Raw genomic sequence first — 25658 nt, forward strand, 5'->3', positions numbered from 1 at the left:
ATTCCACTTTTTCCCTAACCGGTCCGAGGAACCCAGATGCGTGCTCTCTGTTGGCGCGGGCGAAAGGACGTAGCGGTCGAGCGCGTCCCGGACCCGCAGATCCTCAACCCGCGCGACGCGATCATCCGGATCACGACCACCGCTATTTGCGGCTCGGACCTGCACCTCTACGACGGGTACATTCCCACCATGCAGGCGGGTGACATTCTCGGCCACGAGTTCATGGGCGAGGTGGTCGAAACCGGTCGCGACGTGACGAACCTGAAAAAGGGCGACCGCGTGGTCGTTCCGTTCACGATGGCGTGCGGCGGGTGCTTCTTCTGTAAGAAGCAGTTCTACTCGCTGTGCGACAACTCGAACCCCAAGGCCGAAATCGCCGAAGCCGTGTACGGGTACTCCGGCAGCGGGCTGTTCGGGTACTCGCACATGCTGGGCGGCTTTGCTGGCGGGCAGGCCGAGTTCGTCCGCGTGCCCTTTGCCGATGTCGGGCCGATCAAGGTGCCCGACCACCTGCCCGACGAGCAGGTGCTGTTCCTGTCGGACATCTTCCCGACCGGGTACATGGCGGCCGAGAACTGTAGCATCGAACCCGGTGACACCGTCGCCGTTTGGGGGTGCGGGCCGGTCGGCCTGTTCGCCATCAAGAGCGCGTTCCTGCTCGGGGCGCAGCGCGTCATCGGCATCGATTCCGTCGAGGGGCGGTTGAAGAAGGCCCGCGAACTGTGCGGCGCCGAAACCGTCAACTTCAAGCACGTCGATCTGCTGCGAACGCTCGACGAGATGACCGCCGGGCGCGGGCCGGACTCGTGTATCGACGCCGTGGGTCTGGAGGCGCACGGGAACGGCATCGCCGGGTTCTACGACCGCATCAAGACCGCCACCTACATGGCGACCGATCGGCCGACGGCGCTGCGGATGGCGATCATGGCCTGCCGGAAGGGCGGGACCGTCTCCATCCCGGGCGTGTACGGCGGGCTGCTGGACAAGCTCCCGATGGGAGCCGCGTTCGCAAAGGGCCTCACATTCAAGATGGGCCAGACGCACGTCCACAAGTACCTCAAGCCCCTGATGGCCCGGATCGAAAAGGGCGACATCGACCCCTCGTTCGTCATCACGCACCGGTACAACCTGTCGCACGCGGCCGAGGCGTACAAGGAGTTCTCCACTCAGCAGGACGAGTGTGTGAAGGTGGTTCTGAAGCCGTAATCGAATGTTCCGCCCGCGCGGCACCGGGATGCCTCCCGGTGCCGTGCCGTTTTTGAAACCTCTTGGAGAGCTATGAGCGAACACAACGCCGTGATGATGCAGTTCTTTCATTGGTACACGACCGACGACGGTACGTTCTGGAACGAGGTCGCGCGGCGGGCGAGTGAGCTGGCCGCCGCCGGCATCGACGCGCTGTGGCTGCCGCCCGCGTCGAAGGGAACACACGGCACCAGTGACGTTGGGTACGGGGTGTACGACTTGTACGACCTCGGCGAGTTCGATCAGAAAGGATCGGTACGCACCAAGTACGGCACCAAGGATGAGTACCTCGCCGCCGTCAAATCGCTTCAGGCCGCGGGAATGCGCGTCTACGCCGACATCGTTCTGAACCACCGGCTCGGGGCCGACGGGTTCGAGACGGTACGCGCCACGCCGTTCTCGGTGGACGACCGGCGCAACCCGAAGGGCGAGCCGCGGGAGATTCGCGCGGCCACCTCGTTCACCTTCCCCGGGCGAAACAAGGCCTACTCCGACTTCACATGGAGCTGGCGCCACTTCGACGGGTGCGACTACGACGACAACAAACCCGACGACCGCGGCACGGTGTACCTGTTCGACGGCAAGCAGTGGGACGACCGGGTGTCGCTGGAGTTCGGCAGCTACGCATTTCTGATGGGAGCCGACCTGGATTTCGAGTCCCAAGAGGTGAACGACGAACTGAACCGCTGGGGCCAGTGGTTCCTGCAAACGACCGGGGTGGATGGGTTCCGGTTCGACGCGGTGAAGCACATCTCCGCACCGATCTTCCCGGCGTGGCTCGAACACATGCGGGCGCACGCCAAGAAGGAGCTGTTCACGGTCGCGGAGTACTGGTCCGGGAACTTGGCCGAACTGCACTGGTTCCTGGACGAGGCCGGACCGCTGTTTACCGCGTTCGATGTCCCCCTGCACTACAACTTTCACGCGGCAAGTCAGTCGCACGGGCAGTACGACATGCGGCGGCTGTTCGACGGCTCGCTGGTCAAAGAGCGCCCGATTCAAGCGGTGACGTTCGTCACCAACCACGACTCCCAGCCGCTCCAGTCGCTCGAATCGGTGGTCGAGCCCTGGTTTGTGCCTCTGGCCTACGCCGCGATCCTGCTCCGCCGCGACGGGTACCCGTGCCTCTTCTACCCCGACTACTACGGGGCGGAGTACGAAGACCTCGGACGCGACGGGAACCGACACAAGGTCGTGATGCCGTCGCACCGGGTGCTGCTCGACGTGTTTTTGAAGGCCCGCAAGGAGTACGGACACGGCGAGCAGATCGACTACTTCGACCACTGGAACCGGATCGGCTGGGTGCGCCTCGGCAACGAACAGCACCCGAAGGCGATGGCGGTGCTGATGAGCGACGGCCCGGAAGGGACGAAATGGATGGGAACCAACCGGCCGGAAGGAACGAAGTTCCGCGACGCGACCAAGCACATTGAGGATCCGGTCACGGTCAACGCCGAAGGGTTTGGCGAGTTTCGGTGCAAGGGCGGGTCCGTGTCTGTCTGGGTCCAGGAATGATCTCGTAATGCGTTCTGCAAAGACCAGCCCCGTCGGCAGAGGACGGGACTGGTCGGCTGCTGCAAAGGACTCGCCACCAAGCGGCCTCGACCCTCTGGCGATTTGCGTTGCACTGTCACAGTTGGCCGCGTGATTTCGCATATAAGTCATTTCGCCAAATTAATTTATGCCCAGATGATTCGCTGCTGCTGAAGTTGCCACCTGCCAATCACGTGGTCCGTTTCTGCGGGATTTGCGGGCGATTCGTGGGGAGCGAATCGCCCGCAAAGTGGTAGTTCCCAGGTAGCTCGAAGGGGATCGAACTGCCACTTCCGAGCCCGCTCGTGCCCCAATTGAAGCCGCTGTAACCCCCGTTACACTTCACGCTTCCCGATTGCTGGATCGTCAATCGGTAAGCGTCTGCGGATTGTGCAAGTGGAGCGTGGGTAGCGAACCGGTAGCTCAGTGGTAGCTCACCGTCACTTCTCTGCCCGTGAATATCCATCTGGTAGCCCCTTTGGAGTCACTGTAACCCCCGTTACACCCCCTCAGCTCCGAGACCCGAAGGGGCACACTCGCCAGTCCCACTCTGGTCACTTCTGGGTAGCCCGGGGGTAGCGCCCCCCCAGTTTTTCGCACCGACGGGTAACAGCCGCGACCGCTCAGCGGGAGTTCGCGGGTAGCACATGACAGCGAACACGACTGGTCTGCCGGCGGCTGTACCATCGGCGTGCTCAACAACCTGCGACCAGCGCTACACCTTGATACACGGTCCGGTTGGTGATGTCTGTGCCACAAAGGCATCAGCCCAAAACGGACGCCCCCAAACGGACCATGAATTAGAAAACGATCAGCAGTGCCGGATGGGGTAACGACGGCTGAGGGCACCCAGACGCCGGCCCCCTTGTGCGCGCGGCCCCCCCCTACGCTACTGATGGCAAGGCGAGCACCGCGCAGCGCAACCGCCGGGGTCGTGTCGATTGACTCCGGCATCTGGTCGACGTTCGTTGGCGTGGTTGGATCAGCCCGGTATCGGCTTCGTGAGGGAACGCGGTCCCTCCGACTGGCGACGGCGATTCAACGGAAGGGGTATTGACCCGCCAACTGAAACTGGCGGGTGAGGACAATACTGGTGACGGGAAACGAATAGACCCGGTCGCGATAGCGTGGATATTGGGCAACAGAACGCACAGCAGAAGAAGAACCGTTCAATTGCTCTGGTTCGTATCGTCGGACGGCGTGTTCCGACCGGTGCGGCGGTCCTCATCGGCCCTCCGCTGTCGGTCGTCGGTCGGCTCATTATCGTATGGCGAGCTGTCAGCCCCGCCAGCGGCCTCGTCCACGCCGTGCGGGTGCGGACCGTAAGGGCTGGCCGGCGGGTCGCCCGGATCGCCCTTCTTCTTGGGCGTGCTCGCGTCGGTGTCGGGATTCATAGGGGAGCTCACGTTCGGGCGACGGGGAGGGGCGGTGGAATTTCGGTCGCGTGCAACTCGTTGTTGCGGGCCGCAGCGCGGTCGGTGTGTGCGGTCAGCGCGTCGGGAACAAGCCCGCGACTGTCGCGGCCCTTGAACACCGCGGTACCGCCCCCGGGTGTGGGCAGCACGTGCCGGTTGACCAGCGCGAGTACGTCGGCCATGAAGTTCGGGCACAGGGCTTGTGACACGACGGCCAGTTTCGCGGGCAGCCCGAGTACCACCTCGGCGTCCCCGATCGCGCAAGCGTCGACGATCTTCGTCGCCGCCCGCTCGGCGCTCATGGAGAGCCCTGGGGTGGCATTACCTAACGCGAACCAAGCGTACTCTTCGTCGTTGCGCCCCTTGAACTCGGCGTTCAGGTGGCTGCCGGTGCGCATCAACCCCGGGCACACGGTCGTGACCGTGATGCCGTACCGGGCGAACTCCGTGCGCAGCCCGTTCGACAGCCCGGTCAGGGCGAACTTGCCGGCGGTGTACGGGAGAAGGTGCGGAACCGCCACCTTGCCGCCGAAGGACGAAATGTTCAGGATCCGTCCCGCACCCCGCGCCTTCATCTCGGGTGCCACTTCCTGGATCGCATGGAGCGGCGCCCAGAAGTGAGTTTCCAGGGACTGCCGATAATCGTCATCGCGCATCTCGTCTGCCGGCGCGACGCGGATAACGCCCGCGTTGTTCACCAACACGTCAACGGGACCGTTGCCTTGTCGGGCGACGGCAACGAACTCGCGAAGCCGAGCGTGATCGGTCACGTCACATTCGACGGCCACGACGTTCGTACCGTACTCGTGAAGGTCAGCGACCGCCCGACTCAGTTCGGCGGAATCCCGGCTACAGATCGAGAGGCGCGCGCCGCAGCGGGCGAACTGGCGGGCGAGCACCAGCCCGAGCCCGCGCGAGCCGCCGGTGATGAGTACGTGTTTGTTGCGGAAGTTGTACCGCGGCTTCAGCGCGCGGTAAGCGAGGTAGCCCCCGACGCCGAGGGCGGTAAGAAACAGCGCTCGCCGCATGTCGAACTCCGGGCGGGTCGGCGCGCGGGTGGTGCGCGCTGCCCTCGTTAGCTGCAACTCGGATGCCGGATCTTAGGGCCTGCTCGCCATCGCCCGTGGCGCCAGGGCGATGGCGAGCCGATCAGCTCCGAACCGCCGCCGTGCGGCCCGTCTTCGTTGCCTCATCAATGGCCTCGATCACCCGCATATCGGCCAAGCCCTCTTCGCCCGGCGTGCGCGGGGCCTTGTTCGCAAGGACGCATTCGGAGAAGTGGTCCATCTCCGCCGCGAAGTGATCGACCTCGGTGAGCTTGATCTCGGACCGCTGTCCGCCCTTCTGCACATTCAGTCGCAGCCCGCGGTACGAGAACGCGGGGTCCATTTCGACGAGCCCCTCGCTGCCCTGAACGCGGTAACGGCGGCTCTCGGCGGTGCCGAAGCTGCAATCGCCGGTCGCAACGACACCCGACGGGAACCGCAGCGTGAACGACACGCTCTCGGGCACTTCGCGGAACTGCGGATCGTCTTTCGGCTGATGTGCCGTGGCCGTTACCTCGGTCGGTTCCTCTCCGGTGAGGTAGCGGAACGCGTTAATGCAATAGATGCCCACGTCTTGCACCGGCCCGCCCGCCAGCGCCTTGCTGAGCCGGATGTTCGGGGCCTTGGTCGTCTGGCAGTTGCTCGCGGTGATGCTCTTGAGTTTGCCCGCACCGCCCGTGCGGCAGATCTCAATAGCCGTCATGTTGAACGGCTCGTACCGCAGCCGGTACGCGATCATCAGCTTCCGGTTAGCGGTCTTTGCGGCCGCGATCATCTGCTCGCACTCCGCGACCGTGGCCGCCATCGGCTTCTCACACAGCACGTGCTTGCCGGCCTTCAGCCCGCGCACCGTGTACTCGGCGTGCATGCTGTTCGGCAGGACGATGTAAATGGCATCGACCGCCGGGTTCTCGCCGAGCCGGTCGTAGGTCTTGTAGTCGTAAATGTTCTTCGGATCGATCCCGTAAGCGGCCGCGACGTTTTTCGCCTTATCGGGGTGGCCGCTCACCAGTGCGACCGGACGCGACAGCTTGCACTTCGCGAACGCGGGCATGATCTCTTCGAGCGCGAGTTGTCCGAGCCCGACGACGGCCCATCCGACCGTTTTCGCCGGCGCCTCGGGCACCTTGAGGTTCGGGGGCTGTTTGTCGGGCGGGGCCAAGGGGGGCGCGTCGGCACGCATGGTGTTGCTCGCAATCAGCGTCGCGCTCGTGGCGATGAAGCCACGGCGGTTCAGGTCGTGAGGCATGGAAGGTCCGGAGTGAGGGCCGGCGGCACGCGCCGCCGGTCGTAGAGGAGGGGCTACTTCGGTGCCGGAGTGCCGTGGGTGCGGCCCGCGGCGGTGGTCGCGGCCTCGCTCGACTGGCGCAAGATTCCGTCGTGGCGGCGGCCCGGCCGGTCGGTGCTCAGGTTCCCCACTTGCCCCGCCGCCATCCGGTCTCCGAGGCCCGGGAACAGCGTCGCCAGTGTGGTACTGACCTTCGCCATCGTTCCCACCCGCTTGTCGCGGGTCGGGTTCTGGGCCGCGTCGAGAATCGCCTCGGCGACCTGCCGCGGGTCGATCTTCGGGTCAGGCAGCTTGGGCTCGTTCGGGAGGTAGTTCCCGGCGTGCTCCGGGAACGGCGTGTCCACCGCCGTCGGCTGGATCAGCGTGATCGACACCGGCGCCCGGTCCACGTCCTCGACCTCGATGCGGAGGCTGTCCGTGAACCCCTTCACCGCGTGCTTGCTGGCCACGTAAGACCCGAGCAGCGGGAACGCCGACTCCGACACCTCGCTGCCCACGTTGATGAGCGCGCCGCCCTTTTTGAGGTGAGGCAGAGCGGCGAGCGAGCCGTTCACCAGGCCGAAGTAGTTCACGTCGAACACCCGGCGGTGGTCCTCCTCGCTCACCTCGTCGAGCCGCCCGTAGATGCCGATCCCGGCGTTGTTCACCCAGGTGTCGATCCGCCCGAACCGCTGGACCGCCGCGGCGGCGACGGCTTCGACCTGCGCGCGGTCGGACACGTCGCACGTCACCGCGACGGCCTCACCGCCGGCGGCCGTGATCCGGGCCACAATGTCTTTGAGTGCGGCCTCGCTCCGCGCCGCGAGCACCAGCTTCGCCTTCTGCTCGGCGGCCGCCTCGGCGGTCGCCAGCCCGATGCCGCTCGACGCCCCGGTGATAACGACGACTTGTTCAGACAGCTTTTTGAGTCGAATTGACACCGGCACGACCTCCGGGCGAACGTAACCGCGCGGAGGTGTCCCGCGCCGTAACGAGAGGAGTCATGCAAGTTTCGGTCCGCGGAGCGGGCGAGGTGCTAATCGTCGTCGCGGTTCGCGCCGTCGCCGTGTTGAACCTGGAACGCGAGTTGTTCCAACTGAATGGCGAGATCGACCGTAACCAGCCGCACTTTCCGGGGCAGCTTCAGGACCACCGGGGCGAAGTTCAGGATGCCGCGCACGCCGGCCCCGACCAGCGCTTCGGCCACCGCGTGGGCGGTCTCGCCCGGCACCGTCAGCACGCCCAACTCCACCCGCAGGGCGGCGGCGCGCTCGGCAAGGCGGGTGACCGGCTCCACCGTGAGCCCCTCGACCTCGGTGCCGATCTTTGCGGGGTCGCTGTCGAACAGCCCGACGATCTGGAAGCCCTGCGCGCGGAACCCCTGGTAGCGGAGCAGCGCGCGGCCCAGGTTACCGACCCCGACGAGCACCGCCCGCCACGCGCGATCGATGCCCAGCGCGGTGCGGATCGCGGCGGCCAGTTCGCGGGCGTCATAGCCCACCCCGCGCTGGCCCAGGTGCCCGAGCGCGGCCAGGTCGCGGCGGACCTGCGCGTCGCTGACGCCCACCGCGTCAGCGATCCGGCTGCTCGACACCTTGTCCCCGTCCGCGGGCCACTCCGCGACGCACCGCAGGTACAGGCTGAGGCGTAAGGCGGCCGCGCGCGAGAGCCGCTGACTCCGCTCGGTGGGCAGACCGTCCACACGTGACCTCCTGTCCAAAAGCTCGGTGAAAGGGCCGGGGTGTATTTGGAGAGGGTTCGGGGACCGTAAGACACTCCCCTTATTTTATCTTGCCGTCCCGCACTCTTCGCCGGTGCCCGGTGCATTTTTCCCGCTCATTTCTTCGCACCGGTCCACGAGACCGGAATGGTCACCTCCCCGCCCGACTCGCTCAGGCGCACACGCACGCTGCACCGGCCGGGTTGTTGGGCCAGCGCGTCCGGAACGGTAATGCGAACGGTCGCCACCGGGCCGCTGCCGGCCGAAAACTTCACCCCGATTCCCGGAAAATCGGCTTCCGCACCGGCGATGGTAAATGCCTTGCCTTCCGGCGAGCGCAGTTGCACGAGCGCGGACACCTCGGTCTGACCGGGCGCGAAACGTGCCGTAACCGCATCCGGGGACACCGTGACCGGCCCGACCGCACGTTTCAGTACGCGCACCGGAATGCGCAGCTCCGGGCAGTCGGGATCGTCGGTGAAGAGCACGACCGTTTCGTCGCGATGGCCGGCCGGTGCGTTCGCAGCGATTTTCACGGTAACCGGTTGCGAGCGCCCCCCCTGCGCGTTCACCGCCGCACCAACGTCCACGGTCAGGTGAGGGGCCGAGGAGGTCGCTTTCAGGACCGTCAGCGGCTTGGGCCGCTTGTCGGTGACCTCCAGTGTCTTTTGCGCGGCGCCGGCTGTCGAGAACGCGAGTTGCGGCGGGTTCACCGCGATCTCGCGCGTGAGCGTCGCCGTAATCTGGAGCAACACCTCACCAGCGCGCGACGCAGCACCGGGCTCTTCCACTGTGTAAGAAACCCCCACCTGCCAGCGGTTCGGGCCGTCGGGCTGAGTGAGTGTGTTCACTTCAAGTGCCAGTTTGGTCTTCTCGCCCGGCGCCAGCGTGGACGCGCTCACACCCTGGCGCAGGCACCCGCAGCCCGCTTCGATCTTGGTGACCTTAACCGTGCCCGTGGTGGCGTTGACCAACTCGAACGTGTGCACGAGCGGTCGGCCGGCTTTCACGTCGCCTTTTGCGGCGATCGGTGCCGGGCAGTGGAACGTCGGCGGCGCACCTGGCTGGCCGGCGGCCAGCGCTGAAATGAGAATGAGGGTGTTCATAGCCGGCGCTGATAGCGTGGTCCGGATGAGGCGCGAAGGGCAAATGCACGTGGGCGTTGAAACGGCGAACAGCGTTCGGGTTCGGGTCGCGGCGTGCCCGGCCGTATTCGGCCGCGCCCCCGCCGAGGGCGAAGTCCTCGCGTGGGTTGTTGAGCTGAACGCGCCGCCGGTCCATCCCGACGAACTGTTCTCCTGGCTGACGCCAGAAGAACAGGTTCGGGCGCAGCGGTACCGGATCGCAAAGGCACGCGAGCAGTTCGTCATCGGGCGCGGGCTGCTTCGCGGGATGCTCGGCGCGTGCCTCGGCACAAGCCCCGGCGCCGTGGAGCTCACGTACCTCCCGTCCCGCAAACCGGTGCTGTGCGATCCGGCACCGGAGCTCCATTTCAACGTGACCCACACGGACGGAGTGGCGGTGCTCGCGGTCGCCCGCCGGCGGATCGGCGTCGATGTGGAAATCGTTCGGCCGATGCGCGACGCCGACGGGCTCGTCGGTCGGTACTTCTCACCCGCAGAGTGCGCCGCTTACCGCGGGTTACCTGAACACGCCAAAGAAGCGGGCTTTTTCCGCGGCTGGACGACGAAAGAAGCGGTCATTAAGGCGGCCGGAGCAACGGTCGCGTGCTTGGCCGATTTTGACGTGGAACTGAACCCGAGTCACACCCCGGCCGTTCTGAACGTGCGCACCGATCTGCTCGCCGGGAACGGATGGGCTCTCACGGAATGGACTGCGCCGGGCAACGTTGCCATCGCGCTCGCTCTGGAGGGTGAAAGAGCGTTGGCAATCGAGCACGGTGGCTGATCTATCCTTTGGCAGGTTTGTTCTGTGATGTGCTCACCGTCCTGATTTTTGAACTGCCGTTTTGTTGACGAGCCGCGACCGCCCGGGAGCGGTATCCGTGACACCGCTCCTCATCAACAAAAGCGACAACGCAGGCGGGTTCATGTATCATAACGAATTCAGCAGTTTCAAGCTAGTGTAGCATAAAAATTTACAATCCTTTGGGTGTAGTCCGCGCACTCCGTGAGCGGTCGCTCCGGGTATCGGATGGGCGAGGCGCATAACGACCGGGTCTGCACGCCTGGGCAGCGAATCGGACGCGCGGAACGACCGCTCACGGAGTGAGCGGACCACACTCAAAAACCAGGACCGCGCCGCGCAAACTGGAAACGACTGGAATCCGGTTGATCGGTATCCAGGCCGTATTCTGTAGCCGGCCCCTGTGAGGCCGGTGGTATATGGGTAACGTCGCACCGGCCTCACAGGGGCCGGCTACAGAAGACCGTTACTCTTCAACCGGATTCATGTATCAGGTCGTATGCCCCGGGTCGCCAGTATGGCGACCGCTTACGAGTCGATTAACCCTGAGCACTTGACTCGTCTCAGCCAAGTGCCCACGGTTTGCGGTACTCCTTCGTCAGCAGTGCAGCCGCTTCCTTGTCGCCGAGGATGGTTTCCGCCTTCGGGTCCCAGGAGATTTTGCGCCCGGTGCGGATCGCGATGTTCCCGAGGTGACACACGGTCGCACTCCGGTGCCCGATCTCGACATCGCAGATCGGCAGTTTCCGCGTCTTGATGCATTCCAGCCAATCGGCGTGGTGCCCTTTCGAGACGTACAGTTTCACGTCGCCCGTAGGTAGTTTGTAAGGGTCGGCCACCTTTTCACCGTTCAGCGTCACCGTGATCGAGCCACGTTTCACGTAGATCGTGCCCTTCTCGCCGACGAACGTTACCCCACCGGGGTTGCCGCCGGCGCCGAGCGTGCAGTGAACTTTGACGCCGTTCGCGTAAGTGAAGACTTGGCTTGCGGATTCGGGCGTCTCGAACCACTTGTCCTTGTTGAACGTTGCCGTGCCCTCGATCGTTGTCGGGCCGCTGTCGTCCATCCCGAGAGCCCACTGTGCGATGTCGAGATCATGGGCGCCGAAATTGGTCTGTTGACCGCCCGAGTAGTCCCAGAAGAACCGGAACAGGTAGTGAACCCGGTTGGCGTTGAACGGGCGCTCCGGCGCCGGGCCGAGCCAGCGGTTGTAATCGAGCGCCGCCGGTGGGGTCCCGTCCGGAACAGCTTTCTTGGCCCGGCTCACCCAGTTCGGACCCGGTAACCCGACCTTCACCTCTTGCAACTTACCCAGCGCCCCGTTGCGCACCAGTTCACACGCCAGCCGAAACTCCTTGCCCGATCGCTGCTGACTGCCGGTTTGCACGATCCGCTTGTGATCGCGCGCGGCCTTCACCATCGCGCGCCCCTCCGCCACCACCAGCGTGAGGGGCTTCTCGCAGTAGACATCCTTCCCGGCCTTACAGGCGTCCGCCGTTACGAGCGCGTGCCAGTGATCGGGCGTGCTGCAAAGCACCGCGTCAACGTCCTTCTTGTCCAGCAGTTTGCGGTAATCGCTCTCGGTCGCAACCTGCGCCCCCTTCCCCATCTCCTTGGCAGCGGCTTCGAGATGGGTCGAGTCCACGTCGCACACGGCGACCACGTTCTTGCGGACCGCTTTCATGTTCGCCAAGCCCTGCCCGCCCACGCCGACGCACGCAACGCGGACGGTTTCGCTGGGCTTATCTTGGGCCAAAAGCGCAGAGCGGTACGTGAGGGCCGGTAGCGCCAGGAACGTGCCCCCGGTCAGGGACGCACGGAGCACGGAGCGGCGATGGAACTGTGTCATTGGCAGCTTTCGAAAAACAGGAGAGGAAACGGACCTAACCGGGCAGTTTAACCGCACACCGCAGAACAAAGCCACCGCCAAGAACCGCCTTGCACCCGACGGACGTTCGGTTATACCGGTGCCCCGTTTCTTTCGGGGACCGAGCCGTTGATCCGACCACGCTTCACATTCCGACGGGCGTCCGCGCTCCTGCTGGCCGCTCTGCTGACCGGGTGCGGCACCACCAAGATGACCGACAGCCCCCGCGCGGCCACCGAAATGTTGCTCGTCTCGCAGGCGATCGACTACGCCGTGGCGAAAATGGACTTTAGCGCCCTCAGCGAGCAACCCGTCTTCCTCGACACCACGCCGCTCGAAAAAGATGTCATCGATAAGGGCTACGTCATCAGTTTGGTGCGCCAGCAGTTACTGGCGCACGGCGCGCTGATCCAGGAGGACCGCACGCGTGCGATCTACGTGGTCGAATTGCGTGCGGGCGCGATCGGTACGGACCGGCACAGCGTCATGGTGGGCACGCCCGCCGTGTCGCTGCCGTCGGTGGTCCCGGGGTTGCCCACGAGCATCCCTGAAATCGCTCTGATGAAGAAGAACGATCAGCGCGGGGTCGCGAAGATCGGGGTGTTCGCCTACAACCGCGTCACCGGGCGGGCGTTGTGGCAGTCGGGCACCGTTGAGGGTGAGAGCCAGTCGAAGGATCTGTGGGTGTTCGGCACCGGACCGTTCAGCCGGGGCACGATCCGCAATCGGACCGAACTCGCTGGCGAGCCCATCCCGACCCCCTCTGACCTACTCGGCACGCACGGCGACAAGGATAAATCGGTGACTCCGGCCGCCGGTACCGCGCGCGAGCAATTCTTCCCCAACAGCACCCTCTCGGCCCCGCCGCTGCCGGTACCCGCCAGCGCAGGGGCCGTGACTGGTGGCGCGATCCTCGCGAACACACCGCTCGTGCGCTAATTTCCGTATGCGCCGGCCCGGAACGCGCTCGCGACCGGCAACACGCGCCGAACGACTCAGGTCGTTCGGCAGGTTCTCCGATAACGGAACTCACCGAGGAGAGGTGCGTAACGACCCCAGCGCCCGTCGGACGCGCTCGTTCCGTCCTAACGTTGAACCGAGGCCCCACCTCCAGCGGGCCACGATCCGGAGGCCGCACCGATGCAACCGCTCTCGCCACTCGCCCGCCAAGAACCCTCGCACCCGAACTGGGAGCTGCTCCGGCGCCTCGGCTGGTCGGTCGCCAACATCTCGGGAGCGTACTGCGTCGCGTGGCGCGGTCGCGACGAAGTGGTGTTCGAATGGCGCGAGGACGGCTGGCACCGGATCGGCGGGAGCGGGCCGGTGGAACACGTGTGAGCGGCACCGCCCCGGGTCGGTGAAAGCCGGTCGTGCGAGTAAACCCGGCACGAGAGGCTGCGTTGAACGTCCGAGCGATTCCTGCTTGACCTCCCCCGGTGCGTGCGGGTACCTATAAGGTGCCTGTCGCGCCTGTTCGTCTCATACAAGCCGGATCGTGATTTGCTTCTGAACGGAGTGCGAATCCCGATCTGTTGCCCGACCCACTTACCGAGGGGACAGCCGAATGAACTCCACCACCCGCGACGTTCCGGCCCCGGAATCCTACGCGACGTTCTGGGAGCCGATCCCGGTTGACGCCCCTGTGACCGCTCACGCACCGGCGAGTGAGCCGAAGGACGCGTACCAAGATTTCGTCAACAGCACCGAAGACGCGCCGGTGTCGCTCCAGGTCTCGCAAATCGACATCTGACTAAACGTGTCCGACCGTTTTTACACACCCGACCCGCTCGGCGCCGGCGAGTTCGTGCTGACCGGCCCGGAGGCCCACCACCTCGTCGCCGTGCGCCGGTTCGGTGACGGCGACGAGATAGTGGTTTTCAACGGCGACGGCCGTGACTACCCGGCGCAGATCCTCAGCGCCGGAAAAAAGAGCGTTGTTCTACTGGTGCGCGAGCCGCTCGCAATTAACCGTGAGCTCCCCTTCCCGATCGTTGTCGCGTCGGCCCTTCCGAAAGGCGACCGCGCCGACTTTCTCGTCGAAAAATTGACCGAACTCGGGGTCACCCGATTCATACCGCTCATCACGACGCGGGCGGTGGTCTTACCCAAAGTGTCGGTGGTGGAGAAGTTCGAGCGTGCGGTGATCGAGGCGAGTAAGCAATGCGGTCGGAACCGTTTGATGGGGGTGGAAGACCCACAGAAATGGGACTCGTTCGTCTCGCGCACCGACCTACCGGGGCCGCTGACGGTTCTGCACACCGGCTCCGGCTTGATCGGCACTGAAGGAACCGGCGGGACCGTCGCAATCGGTCCAGAAGGCGGGTTCACGGCGGACGAGGTTGCACGTGCGATTGCGCGTGGGTTCGTGGCGCGGAGTCTGGGCTCTCGTGTGCTGCGAACCGAAACGGCGGCCATTGCGGCGGCTGCGCGGCTGGGAGACGGTACGAAAATCGATGCCACGAACGGCTGACCACGCCGTGCCGTCGTCACCCAGCCGCTTATCAAACTAAAGCATAAGAATCAAAAGCCACTTTCAGCAAACGCCACTGTACTCCGCGTCGCACCCGCCATTTCAGTAGTCTTGCTTTTCGAGCTTCAGGAGGGCGTCCTTGAACGCCTTCGCGGTGGGATACCGGTCGGCGGGCTCGCGCGAGATGGACTTGAGCAGGATGTCCGAGAGCCGGTCATCGAGCTTCGGGTTCAGGTCCTTTGCGACCCGCGGCGGTTGGTTGAGCCGCCGCCGAAACGTCTCTTCGCTCGAAGGCGACCGCTCCCACGGCAACTGACTCGTGAACACTTCGTAGGCCGTGACCCCGAGGGCGAACAGGTCAACGCGGTGGTCGGTGTCCTTGCGCTTCAGGATCTCGGGCGCGAGGATGTCCGGGGTGCCGGTCCGGTTCCCGCCCCGACAGAACTCGGGGGTGTAGGGGATGGTCAGCCCGAAGTCGATCAGCTTGAGCACCCCGTCCTTATCGACCATCACGTTGCGCGGGCACAGGTCGCGGTGCAGCCACTTGTTGTCGTGCATGTACTGCAGCGCGTCGCAGAGCTGACCGAGGTAGTAGATCCGGTTCCCGTTCAACTGCGGGGACCGCGTTTCGATCAGGTAGTTCAGCCCGAGCCCGTCAACCCACTCCATAACCAGGCACGGCGAACCGTCCTCGGTGACGCCCGCCTCGAACGTGCGCACCACGTTCTCGTGCTTCAGCGCCGCGCAAATCTCGCCCTCGTGTGGCTTCTTCAGGCCGACGAACCGCTCCTCGAACTTCTTGGTCTTCAGTTTGTCGAGGATCTTGAGACAGACGGTGCGGCCGAGTTCCCGGTCGTAGGCCCGGTACACCTTCGACATGCTCCCTTGACCGGTGCGCCCGCTCAGCTCGAACCGCCGGGCGACGTTGATCCGCTTCAGCCCCTTCTTGGAGCCGCCGCCCTTCGATTTACCGAACAGGAAGTCGAACAGGCCCACGACACACCTCAGAAGCGTGGAGCGCGGAACACAGCGCGCGGGCGAAGGCACCTGAACGGGTGCCCCACATGAACTCCGCGTCTCAAACTCGACACCCTGCACTAACGGATTTGGCAGTAGTCAACGATCCGGGCGACCTCGGTTCGCAGGTCCTTCCGGTGAACGATCCGGTCCACGAACCCGTGCTTGAGGAGAAACTCGCTCGTCTGGAAGTTCTCCGGCAGTTCCACCCGGACGGTGTTCGAGATCACCCGGCGCCCGGCGAAACCGATCATCGCCTTGGGCTCGGCCAGGGTGATGTCCCCCTGAAGCGCCCAACTCGCCGCCACGCCACCCATTGTGGGGTTCGTCAGGATGCAGATGTACAAACCGCCCGCCTGGTCGTACCGCCCCAGCGCGGCCGAAATCTTCGCCATCTGCATCAGCGACAGGATGCCCTCTTGCATCCGCGCGCCGCCGCCCGACCCGCTCACGAAGATCAACGGCAGTTTCAGCTCGGTTGCGCGTTCGGCGGCGCGGGTGAGCTTCTCGCCCACCACGCTCCCCATGCTCCCCGCCATGAACGCGAAGTCGGTGATGCCCAGCACAACACCGCGACCGCGGATGAACCCCTTCCCGGTCACCGCGCCGTCGAGCATCCCGGTCTTTTTCTGCTCTTCCGCGAGCCGCTGCGCGTACGGGATGCGGTCAACAAAGTTGAGGGGATCGCAAGGCCTGATGTCCGCGTCCCACTCCTCGAAGGTGCCCTCGTCGAGCAACTGGGCGATGCGGTCGCGGGCGGGCATGGTGAAGTGGTGGTCGCAGTCCGGGCACACGTGGTGCCGGGCGACCACCTCCTTCTTGTAGACCGTGGTCTTGCAGTTCGTGCACTTGATCCAGAGGCCTTCCGGCACGCCCCGCTTCGCCCGTTCGGTCGACATGCTCTCCCCCGAATTCGGAACGCGGAGTTCGGGATGCGGAACAGAAGACATCATTGCTCCCCGCGAGCCGTTTTGACAATCCGAATTCCGAGCCCCCGCACGCCACCTTACGCGCGGTCGTCGATTTGGGCCAGGCTCTGGAACTTCTTCCCTTCAACGTACGCGAGGAACGCGCCGCCGCCGGTCGAGACGTGGGTCATCTTGTCCGCGTAGCCGAACTGCTCCGCGGCCTCGGCCGTCTCGCCCCCACCCACAACAGTGACGCCGGACGAGGCCGACATCGCTTCGGCGATGTACTGCGTGCCCCGCGCGAACGCCGCCTGCTCGAACCAGCCGAGCGGCCCGTTCCAGATCACGGTCGCGGCGTCCTTGATGGCGGCCTTGTACGCCTCGATCGTCTTCGGGCCGATGTCCACGCCCTCGAAGCCCGCCGGGATCGGCCCCTCGCAGACCTGCGTCTGGAGCAGGTCGTCGCTCTTGGCCACGACGTAATCGACCGGCAGCACGATCTTCGTCCCGACGTGCTTCAGCAGCGGGCCGGCCGCCACCACTTCCTCGTCCCCGACGCGGGTGGCGCCCACGTCCACGCCCCGCGCTTTGAGGAACGTGTACGTCATCTTACCGCCGATCAGGAGCTGATCGACCTTCGTGAGCAGCACGTTGATGAACGCGATCTTGTCGGACACCTTCGCGCCGCCCATGATCCCCAGGACCGGCGCCTTGGGCGCGCTCATCAGGCCCTCGATGATCTCCAGCTCCTTCGCGACCAGGAGGCCGACCGCCCGGGGCTTACCGGCGGCCTTGAGCGCGGCCGGGACCGCGACCATGCTGGCGTCTTTGTCGTTGTGGCAGGTGCCGAAGGCGTCGTTGACGTAGGCGTCCGCGAGCGACGCGATCGCCGCCGCGAACTCCGCGTCGTTCTTCTGCTCGCGCGGGTCGAACCGGAGGTTTTCGAGCAGGATCACGTCGCCCGGCTTCATTGCCGCGACGGCGGCGGTCACGGCCGCGCCGACCACCTCGTTGGCGGCCTTCTTGACCGGCGTACCGAGCAGTTCGGAGAACTTGGCGGCCACCTTGTCCATCGTGAGGTTGGCGCGCTCCTCCGGGGTGGCCTTCTCCGGCCGCCCGAGGTGGCTCATCGCGATCACGCTCGCGCCCGCGTCGAGCAAGTGCTTGATCGTGGGCAGCGCGGCGCGGATGCGGCGGTCGTTCTTCACGGCGCCGGTCTTCTTGTCGAGCGGGACGTTGAAGTCCACGCGCACGAGCACCTTCTTGCCCTTCAGGTCGCCGAGGTCGTCGAGGGTCTTCTTGGCCACGGATCAGAACCTCAGAAAAAGAAGAGAGCCGCGGACGAAAACAGAAAACACGGATCGGAACAGACCTACGCAGCCGCTGCCCGAATCCGTGTGTCCCGTGGTGGTCCGTGGCCGGTTGCCTGCACCTTGGTGTCAGCCCTTGGACTTCATGAACTTGATGAGGTCCACGCAGCGGTTGCTGTAGCCCCACTCGTTGTCGTACCACGACACGAGCTTGAAGAAGTTGCTGTTCAGCCCGATGCCGGCCTTCGCGTCGAAGACGCTGGACGCGGGGTCGTGGATAAAGTCGGTCGAAACGACCTCGTCCTCGGTGCTGACCAGCACGCCCTTCAGGTAGGTCTCGCTGGCCCGCTTCATCGCGGCGCAGATCTCTTCGTAGCTGGTGGCCTTAGTGGTCTTCACCGTCAGGTCCACCACCGACACCGTCGGCGTCGGGACGCGGAACGACATGCCGGTGAGCTTCCCCTTCACCTCGGGGCACACCAGGGCGACCGCCTTCGCGGCGCCGGTGCTGCTCGGGATGATGTTGATGGCCGCGGCGCGGCCCCCGCGCCAGTCCTTCTTGCCGCCCTGGCCGTCCACCGTCTTCTGGGTGGCGGTGTAGGCGTGGATCGTGGTCATCAGCCCTTCTTCGATCCCGAACCCTTCCTTGAGCAGCACGTGGACCAGCGGCGCGAGGCAGTTGGTGGTGCAGCTCGCGTTCGAGACGATGTTGTGCTTCGCGGGGTCGTACTTGTCGTTGTTCACCCCCATCACGATCGTGATGTCCTCGTCGGTCGCCGGGGCCGAGATGACGACCTTCTTGGCGCCGGCCTCGAGGTGCCCGCGGGCGTCGGACGCCTTGGTCCACAGCCCGGTGCTCTCGAGCACGTACTCGACGCCGAACTCCTTCCACGGCAGCTCGTTCGGCTTCGCCTTGAGGGCCAGCGCGCGGACCTCGTGGCCGTTGATTACCAGCGTGTCGTGCTCGCCCGAGCCCTTGGACGACTTGGTGCTGACGTCGGCCTTGAACTTGCCCTGGGTCGAGTCGTACTTGAGCAGGTACGCCAGGTTGTCCGCCGGCAGCATCGGGTCGTTGACCGCGACCACCTCGATGTCCTTGCCCAGCGCGCCCTGCTCGACCGCGGCGCGGAACACCTGACGACCGATCCGCCCGAACCCGTTGATGCCGACCTTCACAGCCATCTCAGTTGTCTCCGGTGAGAGAGAGGTTCCGGCCAGGTGGCGGCATGGCGAGCCGCGGTGCCGGATAACACGTTCATTGGCTAGGTTATGATTCACCGCGGGCGAATCCAGTGCCGCGAGCCCCGGCCCCCGCAACGAACGGCGCCTGTTCGCCCTTACCTTTGCAGCGAACGACTACTAACCGAAAGGTGTTCGCGGTTGCGGGTTTCGTCCGCGCGCACCAACCGGCAGTCATACCGAATCCGAGTGATCGGTATCCACGCGGTATTCTGTAGCCGGCCTCTGTGAGGCCGGTGGTAGACGGGTGGTGTCGCACCGGCCTCACAGAGGCCGGCTACAGAAGAAGGTTACTCTTCAACCCGATTCGGTATCACTCGATCCGTTTCGTTTGAACGGCGCGCCCTGCGCAACGAAAAAATGTTCGCACAATTGCTGTTTCTTTCCCCAGAAAAACCGACAGTCGGGCGTCTCCTCCACGAACCGATGATGGCGTAGCTCCTCGGTCGACGGAACAATCCCAACGAGACAACATCAACACGAATTCAATAATCACATCAATCCGCATCAGATCTGATTAACCTCAGAGTAGCGCGATTGGAACCAACCATTGTATCACACAGATCGCCAAATCTGACTATCACAAATGTCATATCATTTTTTTCATCTGATCTTCCCAGACATCTCGTCAGTTTGGTGTAATTTGTCATCACCGATCTCGCGACATTATCCAGAATTTGCGTTCCGCGCGCCCGTCCGCTTCGCCCATCGCCCGCGCGGCGAATGAAAGCACGATCGTTGCTTCGGGAACCGAGCTTATGAAAATCAAAACGCCTGTCATCCTGGCAATTCTTGCTGGCGCAACCGCAGCCCTCGTCGGGTGCGGTGATTCCGGACCCAAGCTGTACCCGGTGAAGGGGACGGTCCGCGTGGACGGCAAGCCCGCCAGCGACGCGATCGTGTTCTTGCACCGTAAAGGGCGCGACAACCCGAACGAACCGGTGCCGCACGGCACCTGCGGCGCCGACGGCACGTTCCAACTCACCAGCGTTAAAGCCGGCGACGGCGCACAAGCCGGGGAGTACGTGGTCACCGTGGTGTGGCCCGATATGAGCAAGGCACCGGACGGCAACGGCGGGCGTCCCGATCTGTTGAAGGGGGCGTACGAGAAGGCCGCAAGTTCGGCGATCAAGGCCACCGTCGAAGCCAAAGAGAACCAACTCCCGGAAATCGCCCTGACCGCTCCGAAGCAGCCCGCCCCGAAGCAACCGGCGCCCGGCATCAAGACGGACAAGTGACCGCGGCGGCCCGACGTACGACCCGAATTTTCTCTTATCTGAGGAGCTGACAGATGCACGCTTTCCGTCGGACGAGCCGTGGGTTCACGCTGATCGAGTTGCTGGTGGTGATCGCGATCATCGCGATCCTCATCGGGCTCCTGCTTCCGGCCGTTCAGAAGGTGCGCGCGGCGGCCGCGCGCATGAGCTGCTCCAACAACATGAAGCAGCTCGGGCTGGCCATGCACAACTACGAGTCGGCCAACTCGGCGTTCCCCCCGATGACCACCGACTCCAGCTACACGAAGGCCCCGAACCACTTCTGCCTGACGTTCATCCTGCCGTACATCGAACAAAACGCTCTGGCGAACCTGATCAACATGCAAGTGGATGGGTACGCGGTGTCCAACTTCACGGCGTTCACCACGCCGATCAAGACGTTCATGTGCCCGGCCGCCCCACTGGAGCCGACCATTGTGTACAACACACCCTCGGGCAAGTACGCGACCCTGCCCAGTGGGGTGACACAGATCCGCATGGGCCGAACGGACTACGCGGTGGCGTCCGGCGCGGGCGGTACGTGGGTGACAGCGAGCATCGGCACGCAGAACATCCCGACGAACGTTGCGGGGATTCTGGAGTACAACAAGCAAACCGCGGTGACCGCGGTCACCGACGGCACCAGCAACACGCTCCTGATGGTCGAGGACGCCGGGCGCCCCTTCCGGTACGGGCGCGGCGGGGCCAAGATCGGGGCCGACCGGGACGGCAACGGCGCGGCGGGCGGTTGGGGCGATCAGGACAGTTGGTTCGGGATCAACGGCTCCGACCCCGCGGCCGGCACACAGGGGTCCGGGCCGGCGGCGGTCAACGGGTCCAGCGACAACGAGATTTACGGGTTCCACACCGGTGGCGCCCACGCGGTGATGGGCGACGGCTCGGTGCGGTTCCTGAAGGACTCGACCACCCTGGCCGTGATCGCCTCGCTGCACAGCCGCGCCGGCGGTGAGGTGCTGCCGAACGACTGATGCCCCCGTTTTCCAGTCACGTTTTGCGGGCCGCCGGCACCTCCGGCGGCCCGCAGCTCGTTTGCGGCCCTTGTTCACAACTGACTCAGGCGTAAACCAGCACGAACACCTGCAACCCGGCGCGCACCGCGTCGCCGCTCGGAGCCGAGTATGTCGAAAGTCGTTCGTGTGGCCGTAACCGGCGCCGCCGGTCGGGTTTCCAGCAGCCTCATCGTGCGCCTCGCGTCGGGCGAAGTGTTCGGCCCGGAAACGAAGGTGATCCTCCAGTTGCTGGAGGTACCGGCGTCGGTGAACCCGGCCGCGCTGAAGAACCTCGAAGGCGCGATGTACGAGCTCCAGGACTGCGGGTTCTCCACCCTCAAGGATGTCGTCATCACCGACGACCCGAACGTCGCGTTCAACGGGTGCAACTACGCCCTGCTCGTGGGCGCCGCCCCGCGCGGCCCCGGCGAGCAGCGCAGCGACCTGATCCGCAAGAACGGCGCGATCTTCGTGGGCCAGGGGCAGGCGATCGCGAAGAACGCGGCGTCCGACGTGCGGATCCTGGTGGTCGGCAACCCGTGCAACACGAACTGCCTCATCGCCTACAGCAACGGGCGGGACGTGCCCGCCGACCGCTGGCACGCGATGACCCGGCTCGACCACAACCGCGCGGTCTCGGCGCTCGCGATCAAGGCGGGCGTGACCAACGACGCCGTCACCTGCGTGACCATCTGGGGCAACCACTCGAACACGCAGTACCCGGACTTCACCAACGCCAAGATCGGCGGCCGGCCGGCGACCGAGGTCATCACCGACCGCGCGTGGCTCGAGAACACGTTCGTCCCGAACACCCAGGAGCGCGGGAAGTTCATCATCGACACCACTAAGGTGTCGTCGTCGTTCTCGGCCGCGAACGGGGCCATCGACCACGTCAAGAGCCTCGTGACCGGCACCCCGGCCGGCGACTGGACCAGCGCCGCCATCGTCTCGAAGGGCGAGTACGGCGTTCCGGCCGGTCTGGTGTTCGGATACCCCTGCACCACGAGCGGCGACGGTAACTGGAACGTGGTCGAGGGCTTGAAGCTCGACGCGTTCGGCGAAGCGAAGTTCAAGAAGACGCTCGACGAACTGCTGAAGGAGCAAGAGGTCGTGAAGGACCTGCTCCCGAGCTAACGCGACCAGCCGGCCCCTTCGGGTTTCTCGAAGGGGCCGTTCATGCACCGGCACGAATCGGAACGAGGGAATGACCTCCCCTTCGCTGGGGTGCCGATGTGCCGAACGGTTGTCGGTCCGAGCTGGTTCCACTGCACTTCCCCTCCGCAGCACTTCCGGAATTCTTTGGTCCCACAACTCCCATCATTTCCCGCCCAGAACCCGGAACCACGTCCCGATCAAATTCGTCGCAAACGATTACCCAGCGGTCTTTTACTGCGACACACCCGACACCAACCGGGGCAGATGTCTCTTGACCGCCCCCTCGTTTTAAAGGCTTTTGTGGGTGATTTGGTGGTAGCGATCACCCAGCGATCCGGTAGCGAATCACCAGTCCGACAGCGGCGAATGTCCAGTCCGTGCCCCGCCGAATGTAACCCTCGCCGCCCTGCCCTGCCCTCACGACATTCCACTCCGAACGGGAAAGCAACTGAGCCGAGCCGGTTTGTGAGGCGCGGCCCACCAGAGACGGCTACGGCACGCACAACTCATTCGTAGTCCGGATTCGCACGGGCCGTCCGAACGTCACGGACCGTGCCCCTATCAAACTGATGGCACCACCGGATCCGAGTTGGTGGCGAGATGGGGCGGTTGGTCGTAGTTCACTTGCGACTCATGCGGACCGCATGTTCACAAAAAGCCGTTTTGACAGGATCGACAGGATAAACCGGATGAAGGCAGATCAACTTGTGATCCTGTCAATTTTGTTAATTCTGTTAAAATCTTCCGAATCACCCATCGAACGATGATGCCTCACGCCCTTGGACTCGGGCCGTCAGCGTCACCCCAGCAGACTTCATTCCACCAATCGTTGCAAACCCAATGCTGAACTGATCAACCATGAGTCATACCGTTGACGTTCACACCTGAGCCGGCGGCGTGCTGGTTGAACCCCACAATCTGCGCTAGTAGGCAGCGTTGCCCACCCGAAGCCACGCTGTGGAAAATGGAGCAACACCATATTCCCGCGATAACTCCTCCACACACGTTTAAGGTCACTCCGACGCCCCGGTATCCACGGTTGAAACACGCCTTCGGCCAGTTATCCCCGGGGTGACTTTAATCACTCTCTCATAAATTTGAGGAGTGCGACTTGAAAACAAAACGACCGGTCGGTATCTTTGAGCCATGTCAGAAGCTCACCGGCGCAAGAAGGAGCCCGAGCACGTCCGCCGGGCCATCATCGAAAGTGCCGCCCGTTTGGCGGTCAACGATGGGTTTGCGTCCTTGAGTATGCAGGCGGTGGCATCGGCGGCCGGGGTGACTAAGGGGGGACTGCTCCATCACTTCCCGTGCAAGCAGGCGATGATCGAGGCGGTATTTGAAGAAATGATGGCCGCCCTGGATCGGACGATCGACGACGAGATGGCCCGCGACACTGAAACGCGCGGGCGATTCACCCGCGCTTATGTGAGAGCGTTGCGGAAGATCGAAGTCGGCCTTCTCGATGAGCACGGAATCCCGATCTCGCTCTCGATGTTGATCGACCCGGCACTGACCCGGCGCTGGTGCGACTGGATCGGGGACCGGCTCGAAAGGCACGCCGAGACCGACGGCGGTGTGGACCTTGAAATCGTTCGTTTGGCCGCAGACGGGCTCTGGCTGGCCACGATGTGCAAGTCGCCCATGAGTAACAATGCCGAGGCCGTCATTAATCGTCTGATCGCTTGTGCTCGATGACCGACACGTTCGACCGGTGCGATCAACAATCAGGTCGGTACACGCGAAACCTTTTAGTCCTCTCGAAGGAAGCGTGCCGGCGCGCCCGCTCCCGAACAGAACCACCCACGACACGAACAGTATGGTTAACGCGTTGCGACTCTCTTTCGGCTCGAACGGGTTCATCGTTCTGGCGGCGTGTCTCGCGGCCCTGGGGTGCCGGGGCGCGCCGCCGGCCCCGCCCGAGCCCCCGCCGCCGGTCGCCTCGGTCACGCAGCCGATCGACTACCCGGTCCAATCGTACTACGAGTACAACGGCTATCTGGACTCGGTCGAGTCGGTCCAGGTCCGCGCGCGGGTGAAGGGGGTGCTGGAAGAGTTCCGGTTCACCGAAGGGGACGAGGTGAAGAAGGGCGACCTGCTGTACCGCATCGACCCCCGCGAGTACGAGGCCGCGGAGCTGAAGGCGAAGTCCGACATCAGCAAGGCGGAGGCCGACGCGGCCAACGCCAAAGCCCAGATCCGGCTCACCAAGGCCGAAGTGGACCGGCAGCAGAAGACCTACAACTCGGGCGCCGGCGCGGTGTTCGACCTGGACAAGGCCCAGGCGAACCTCGCCGCCGCGCAGGCCCAGTTGGACGTTGCGGCGGCCAACCGCGAGGCGGGCGAGTCGGCCCTCCGGACGGCCCGGCTGGACCTCGAGTACACGCAGATCAAGGCCCCGATCGACGGCCGCATCAGCCGCACGCTGGTGACCCCCGGCAACCTCGTCGGTCAGAACGAAACGACCCTGCTCACGACGATCGTCCGCATGGACGAGTTGTACGTCTACTACGACGCCGCCGAGCGCGACCTGATCGAGTACCAGCGCACCCCGTCCGGGGCCGCACCGAGCCCGAAGGGGCCGGCGACGCTCCCGGTCGAGTTTGGGGTCGCGACCGAAAAGGGGTTCCCGCACCGGGGCGTGATCGACTTCCGGGAGAACCGGGTTGAAACCTCCACGGGCACCGTGCGCGTCCGCGGGCGCGTGGCCAACCCGATCGTGGAACCGGGCCGCCACCGGCTGCTGTACCCGGGTCTGTTCGCCCGAATCCGCGTCCCGTCGGGTCCGCTCCGCACGCTCCCCGTGATTCCCGAAGACGCCCTGATGACCGGCCAAGAGGGTCAGTTCGTTTACGTCCTGGGCGATGGGAACGTCGTTCAGAAGCGCTCGGTGACGGTCGTCCCGCAACACGTCTGGAAGGCCGAGTCGCAGCAGGGGCCGTCGTGGACGCTGGCGGCCCCCGTACCGCCCCCCGGCGGCGCGCCGGGCGCGGGCGGACCGCCGGGCGCGGGCGGCCCGCCGCCGGGACCGGTGCCCGTGCGATCCGTTGTCGCGGTGGCGAAGGGACTCAGCCGGGCCGATCGGGTGCTCGTGACCGGACTGACCAAGTCGCGGCCGGGCGCCCCCGTCACGCCCGAACACCGCGAGCTCCAGCAACCGGCCCCTGAGACCAAGTGACAGTTAGTGGCACAGGGCTTCCGCCCTGTGCTACGCCCGCCGGCCCCTCCGGGGCGGGAAGCAAGTTAATGGGCAAAAGATTGCGTCTCTTTTAC

The 25658-nt window shown here is 64.7% G+C and carries 23 protein-coding genes; 12 read left to right on the forward strand and 11 right to left on the reverse strand.

The genetic code is table 11. The features are described from left to right. Window positions 1-36 precede the first annotated feature (36 nt). Together R5W23_RS15085 and R5W23_RS15090 are read left to right on the forward strand one after the other, a co-directional pair. Complete coding sequence (locus R5W23_RS15085; protein ID WP_320687003.1) at window positions 37-1206, forward strand: zinc-dependent alcohol dehydrogenase; 1170 nt, start codon at window positions 37-39, stop codon at window positions 1204-1206. 72 nt (window positions 1207-1278) lie between these two features. After that, the gene (locus R5W23_RS15090; protein ID WP_320687004.1) at window positions 1279-2760 is read left to right on the forward strand and encodes an alpha-amylase; all 1482 of its coding nucleotides are present in this window, start codon (window positions 1279-1281) and stop codon (window positions 2758-2760) included. Between the two features lie 1187 nt (window positions 2761-3947). Here the strand turns inward: R5W23_RS15090 and R5W23_RS15095 are convergent. The 6 genes from R5W23_RS15095 to R5W23_RS15120 form a co-directional block, all read right to left on the reverse strand. Next, the gene (locus R5W23_RS15095; RefSeq protein ID WP_261184622.1) at window positions 3948-4172 is read right to left on the reverse strand and encodes a hypothetical protein; all 225 of its coding nucleotides are present in this window, start codon (window positions 4170-4172) and stop codon (window positions 3948-3950) included. 8 nt (window positions 4173-4180) lie between these two features. Next, window positions 4181-5221 carry an SDR family NAD(P)-dependent oxidoreductase gene (locus tag R5W23_RS15100; protein WP_320687005.1) on the reverse strand — a complete coding sequence of 347 codons (1041 nt, stop codon included), beginning with the start codon at window positions 5219-5221 and terminating at the stop codon, window positions 4181-4183. Window positions 5222-5342: 121 nt separating this feature from the next. Continuing rightward, a complete protein-coding gene (locus R5W23_RS15105) occupies window positions 5343-6488 on the reverse strand; it encodes a Gfo/Idh/MocA family protein (RefSeq protein ID WP_320687006.1) in 1146 nt (381 codons plus the stop codon). Window positions 6489-6541: 53 nt separating this feature from the next. Then, window positions 6542-7447, reverse strand: a complete 906-nt coding sequence (locus R5W23_RS15110; RefSeq protein ID WP_320687007.1) for an SDR family oxidoreductase — start codon at window positions 7445-7447, stop codon at window positions 6542-6544. Between the two features lie 95 nt (window positions 7448-7542). After that, entirely contained in the window at window positions 7543-8208 is a 666-nt protein-coding gene (locus tag R5W23_RS15115; RefSeq protein WP_320687008.1) for a redox-sensing transcriptional repressor Rex, read from the reverse strand. 134 nt (window positions 8209-8342) lie between these two features. Continuing rightward, window positions 8343-9332, reverse strand: a complete 990-nt coding sequence (locus tag R5W23_RS15120) for a DUF1573 domain-containing protein (RefSeq protein WP_320687009.1) — start codon at window positions 9330-9332, stop codon at window positions 8343-8345. 43 nt (window positions 9333-9375) lie between these two features. Here R5W23_RS15120 and R5W23_RS15125 point away from each other — a divergent pair, with 43 nt between their 5' ends. Then, window positions 9376-10134, forward strand: coding sequence for a 4'-phosphopantetheinyl transferase family protein (locus R5W23_RS15125; protein ID WP_320687010.1), 759 nt, complete (start codon window positions 9376-9378; stop codon window positions 10132-10134). Window positions 10135-10715: 581 nt separating this feature from the next. Here the strand turns inward: R5W23_RS15125 and R5W23_RS15130 are convergent. After that, window positions 10716-12002 carry a Gfo/Idh/MocA family protein gene (locus R5W23_RS15130; protein WP_320687011.1) on the reverse strand — a complete coding sequence of 429 codons (1287 nt, stop codon included), beginning with the start codon at window positions 12000-12002 and terminating at the stop codon, window positions 10716-10718. Between the two features lie 147 nt (window positions 12003-12149). Here R5W23_RS15130 and R5W23_RS15135 point away from each other — a divergent pair, with 147 nt between their 5' ends. The 4 genes from R5W23_RS15135 to R5W23_RS15150 all read left to right on the forward strand — a co-directional run bounded on the left by R5W23_RS15135 (window position 12150) and on the right by R5W23_RS15150 (window position 14490). Further along, on the forward strand, window positions 12150-12959 hold the full coding sequence (locus R5W23_RS15135; protein ID WP_320687012.1) for a DUF6655 family protein: 810 nt from the start codon (window positions 12150-12152) through the stop codon (window positions 12957-12959). A 201-nt stretch (window positions 12960-13160) separates the two neighbouring features. Then, window positions 13161-13358 (forward strand): hypothetical protein, encoded by a 198-nt coding sequence (locus R5W23_RS15140; protein WP_261184639.1) that lies wholly within the window; start codon window positions 13161-13163, stop codon window positions 13356-13358. A gap of 226 nt (window positions 13359-13584) precedes the next feature. After that, entirely contained in the window at window positions 13585-13770 is a 186-nt protein-coding gene (locus tag R5W23_RS15145) for a hypothetical protein (RefSeq protein ID WP_320687013.1), read from the forward strand. A 6-nt stretch (window positions 13771-13776) separates the two neighbouring features. Further along, window positions 13777-14490: an RsmE family RNA methyltransferase gene (locus R5W23_RS15150; RefSeq protein WP_320687014.1), complete on the forward strand. Its 714-nt coding sequence runs from the start codon at window positions 13777-13779 to the stop codon at window positions 14488-14490. Between the two features lie 102 nt (window positions 14491-14592). Here the strand turns inward: R5W23_RS15150 and R5W23_RS15155 are convergent, their stop codons facing one another. From R5W23_RS15155 to gap, 4 genes are all read right to left on the reverse strand, one after another. Continuing rightward, window positions 14593-15486: a serine/threonine protein kinase gene (locus R5W23_RS15155; RefSeq protein ID WP_261184645.1), complete on the reverse strand. Its 894-nt coding sequence runs from the start codon at window positions 15484-15486 to the stop codon at window positions 14593-14595. 101 nt (window positions 15487-15587) lie between these two features. Next, on the reverse strand, window positions 15588-16406 hold the full coding sequence (accD, locus tag R5W23_RS15160) for an acetyl-CoA carboxylase, carboxyltransferase subunit beta (protein ID WP_261184647.1): 819 nt from the start codon (window positions 16404-16406) through the stop codon (window positions 15588-15590). A gap of 107 nt (window positions 16407-16513) precedes the next feature. Further along, complete coding sequence (locus R5W23_RS15165; RefSeq protein WP_320687015.1) at window positions 16514-17722, reverse strand: phosphoglycerate kinase; 1209 nt, start codon at window positions 17720-17722, stop codon at window positions 16514-16516. A 132-nt stretch (window positions 17723-17854) separates the two neighbouring features. Then, a complete protein-coding gene (gap, locus tag R5W23_RS15170) occupies window positions 17855-18907 on the reverse strand; it encodes a type I glyceraldehyde-3-phosphate dehydrogenase (protein WP_261184651.1) in 1053 nt (350 codons plus the stop codon). Window positions 18908-19722: 815 nt separating this feature from the next. Here gap and R5W23_RS15175 point away from each other — a divergent pair. The 5 genes from R5W23_RS15175 (at window position 19723) to R5W23_RS15195 (ending at window position 25563) form a co-directional block, all read left to right on the forward strand. Further along, the gene (locus R5W23_RS15175; protein ID WP_320687016.1) at window positions 19723-20202 is read left to right on the forward strand and encodes a hypothetical protein; all 480 of its coding nucleotides are present in this window, start codon (window positions 19723-19725) and stop codon (window positions 20200-20202) included. 53 nt (window positions 20203-20255) lie between these two features. Then, entirely contained in the window at window positions 20256-21209 is a 954-nt protein-coding gene (locus tag R5W23_RS15180) for a DUF1559 domain-containing protein (RefSeq protein ID WP_261184653.1), read from the forward strand. A gap of 150 nt (window positions 21210-21359) precedes the next feature. Then, window positions 21360-22364 (forward strand): malate dehydrogenase, encoded by a 1005-nt coding sequence (locus R5W23_RS15185; protein ID WP_261184654.1) that lies wholly within the window; start codon window positions 21360-21362, stop codon window positions 22362-22364. A gap of 1167 nt (window positions 22365-23531) precedes the next feature. Then, window positions 23532-24083: a TetR/AcrR family transcriptional regulator gene (locus R5W23_RS15190; RefSeq protein WP_320687017.1), complete on the forward strand. Its 552-nt coding sequence runs from the start codon at window positions 23532-23534 to the stop codon at window positions 24081-24083. Between the two features lie 121 nt (window positions 24084-24204). Next, complete coding sequence (locus R5W23_RS15195) at window positions 24205-25563, forward strand: efflux RND transporter periplasmic adaptor subunit (RefSeq protein WP_320687018.1); 1359 nt, start codon at window positions 24205-24207, stop codon at window positions 25561-25563. Window positions 25564-25658: the final 95 nt, after the last annotated feature.

Origin of the sequence: Gemmata algarum, assembly GCF_034097035.1 — a bacterium.
Classification (GTDB): domain Bacteria; phylum Planctomycetota; class Planctomycetia; order Gemmatales; family Gemmataceae; genus Gemmata; species Gemmata algarum.

Coding starts and splice junctions, on each gene's coding strand:
- R5W23_RS15085 (WP_320687003.1), top strand. CDS start 37: ATGCGTGCTCTCTGTTGGCGCGGGCGAAAGGACGTAGCGGTCGAGCGC.
- R5W23_RS15090 (WP_320687004.1), top strand. CDS start 1,279: ATGAGCGAACACAACGCCGTGATGATGCAGTTCTTTCATTGGTACACG.
- R5W23_RS15095 (WP_261184622.1), bottom strand. CDS start 4,172: ATGAATCCCGACACCGACGCGAGCACGCCCAAGAAGAAGGGCGATCCG.
- R5W23_RS15100 (WP_320687005.1), bottom strand. CDS start 5,221: ATGCGGCGAGCGCTGTTTCTTACCGCCCTCGGCGTCGGGGGCTACCTC.
- R5W23_RS15105 (WP_320687006.1), bottom strand. CDS start 6,488: ATGCCTCACGACCTGAACCGCCGTGGCTTCATCGCCACGAGCGCGACG.
- R5W23_RS15120 (WP_320687009.1), bottom strand. CDS start 9,332: ATGAACACCCTCATTCTCATTTCAGCGCTGGCCGCCGGCCAGCCAGGT.
- R5W23_RS15125 (WP_320687010.1), top strand. CDS start 9,376: ATGCACGTGGGCGTTGAAACGGCGAACAGCGTTCGGGTTCGGGTCGCG.
- R5W23_RS15130 (WP_320687011.1), bottom strand. CDS start 12,002: ATGACACAGTTCCATCGCCGCTCCGTGCTCCGTGCGTCCCTGACCGGG.
- R5W23_RS15140 (WP_261184639.1), top strand. CDS start 13,161: ATGCAACCGCTCTCGCCACTCGCCCGCCAAGAACCCTCGCACCCGAAC.
- R5W23_RS15145 (WP_320687013.1), top strand. CDS start 13,585: ATGAACTCCACCACCCGCGACGTTCCGGCCCCGGAATCCTACGCGACG.
- accD (WP_261184647.1), bottom strand. CDS start 16,406: ATGTCGACCGAACGGGCGAAGCGGGGCGTGCCGGAAGGCCTCTGGATC.
- gap (WP_261184651.1), bottom strand. CDS start 18,907: ATGGCTGTGAAGGTCGGCATCAACGGGTTCGGGCGGATCGGTCGTCAG.
- R5W23_RS15175 (WP_320687016.1), top strand. CDS start 19,723: ATGAAAATCAAAACGCCTGTCATCCTGGCAATTCTTGCTGGCGCAACC.
- R5W23_RS15180 (WP_261184653.1), top strand. CDS start 20,256: ATGCACGCTTTCCGTCGGACGAGCCGTGGGTTCACGCTGATCGAGTTG.
- R5W23_RS15185 (WP_261184654.1), top strand. CDS start 21,360: ATGTCGAAAGTCGTTCGTGTGGCCGTAACCGGCGCCGCCGGTCGGGTT.
- R5W23_RS15190 (WP_320687017.1), top strand. CDS start 23,532: ATGTCAGAAGCTCACCGGCGCAAGAAGGAGCCCGAGCACGTCCGCCGG.
- R5W23_RS15195 (WP_320687018.1), top strand. CDS start 24,205: ATGGTTAACGCGTTGCGACTCTCTTTCGGCTCGAACGGGTTCATCGTT.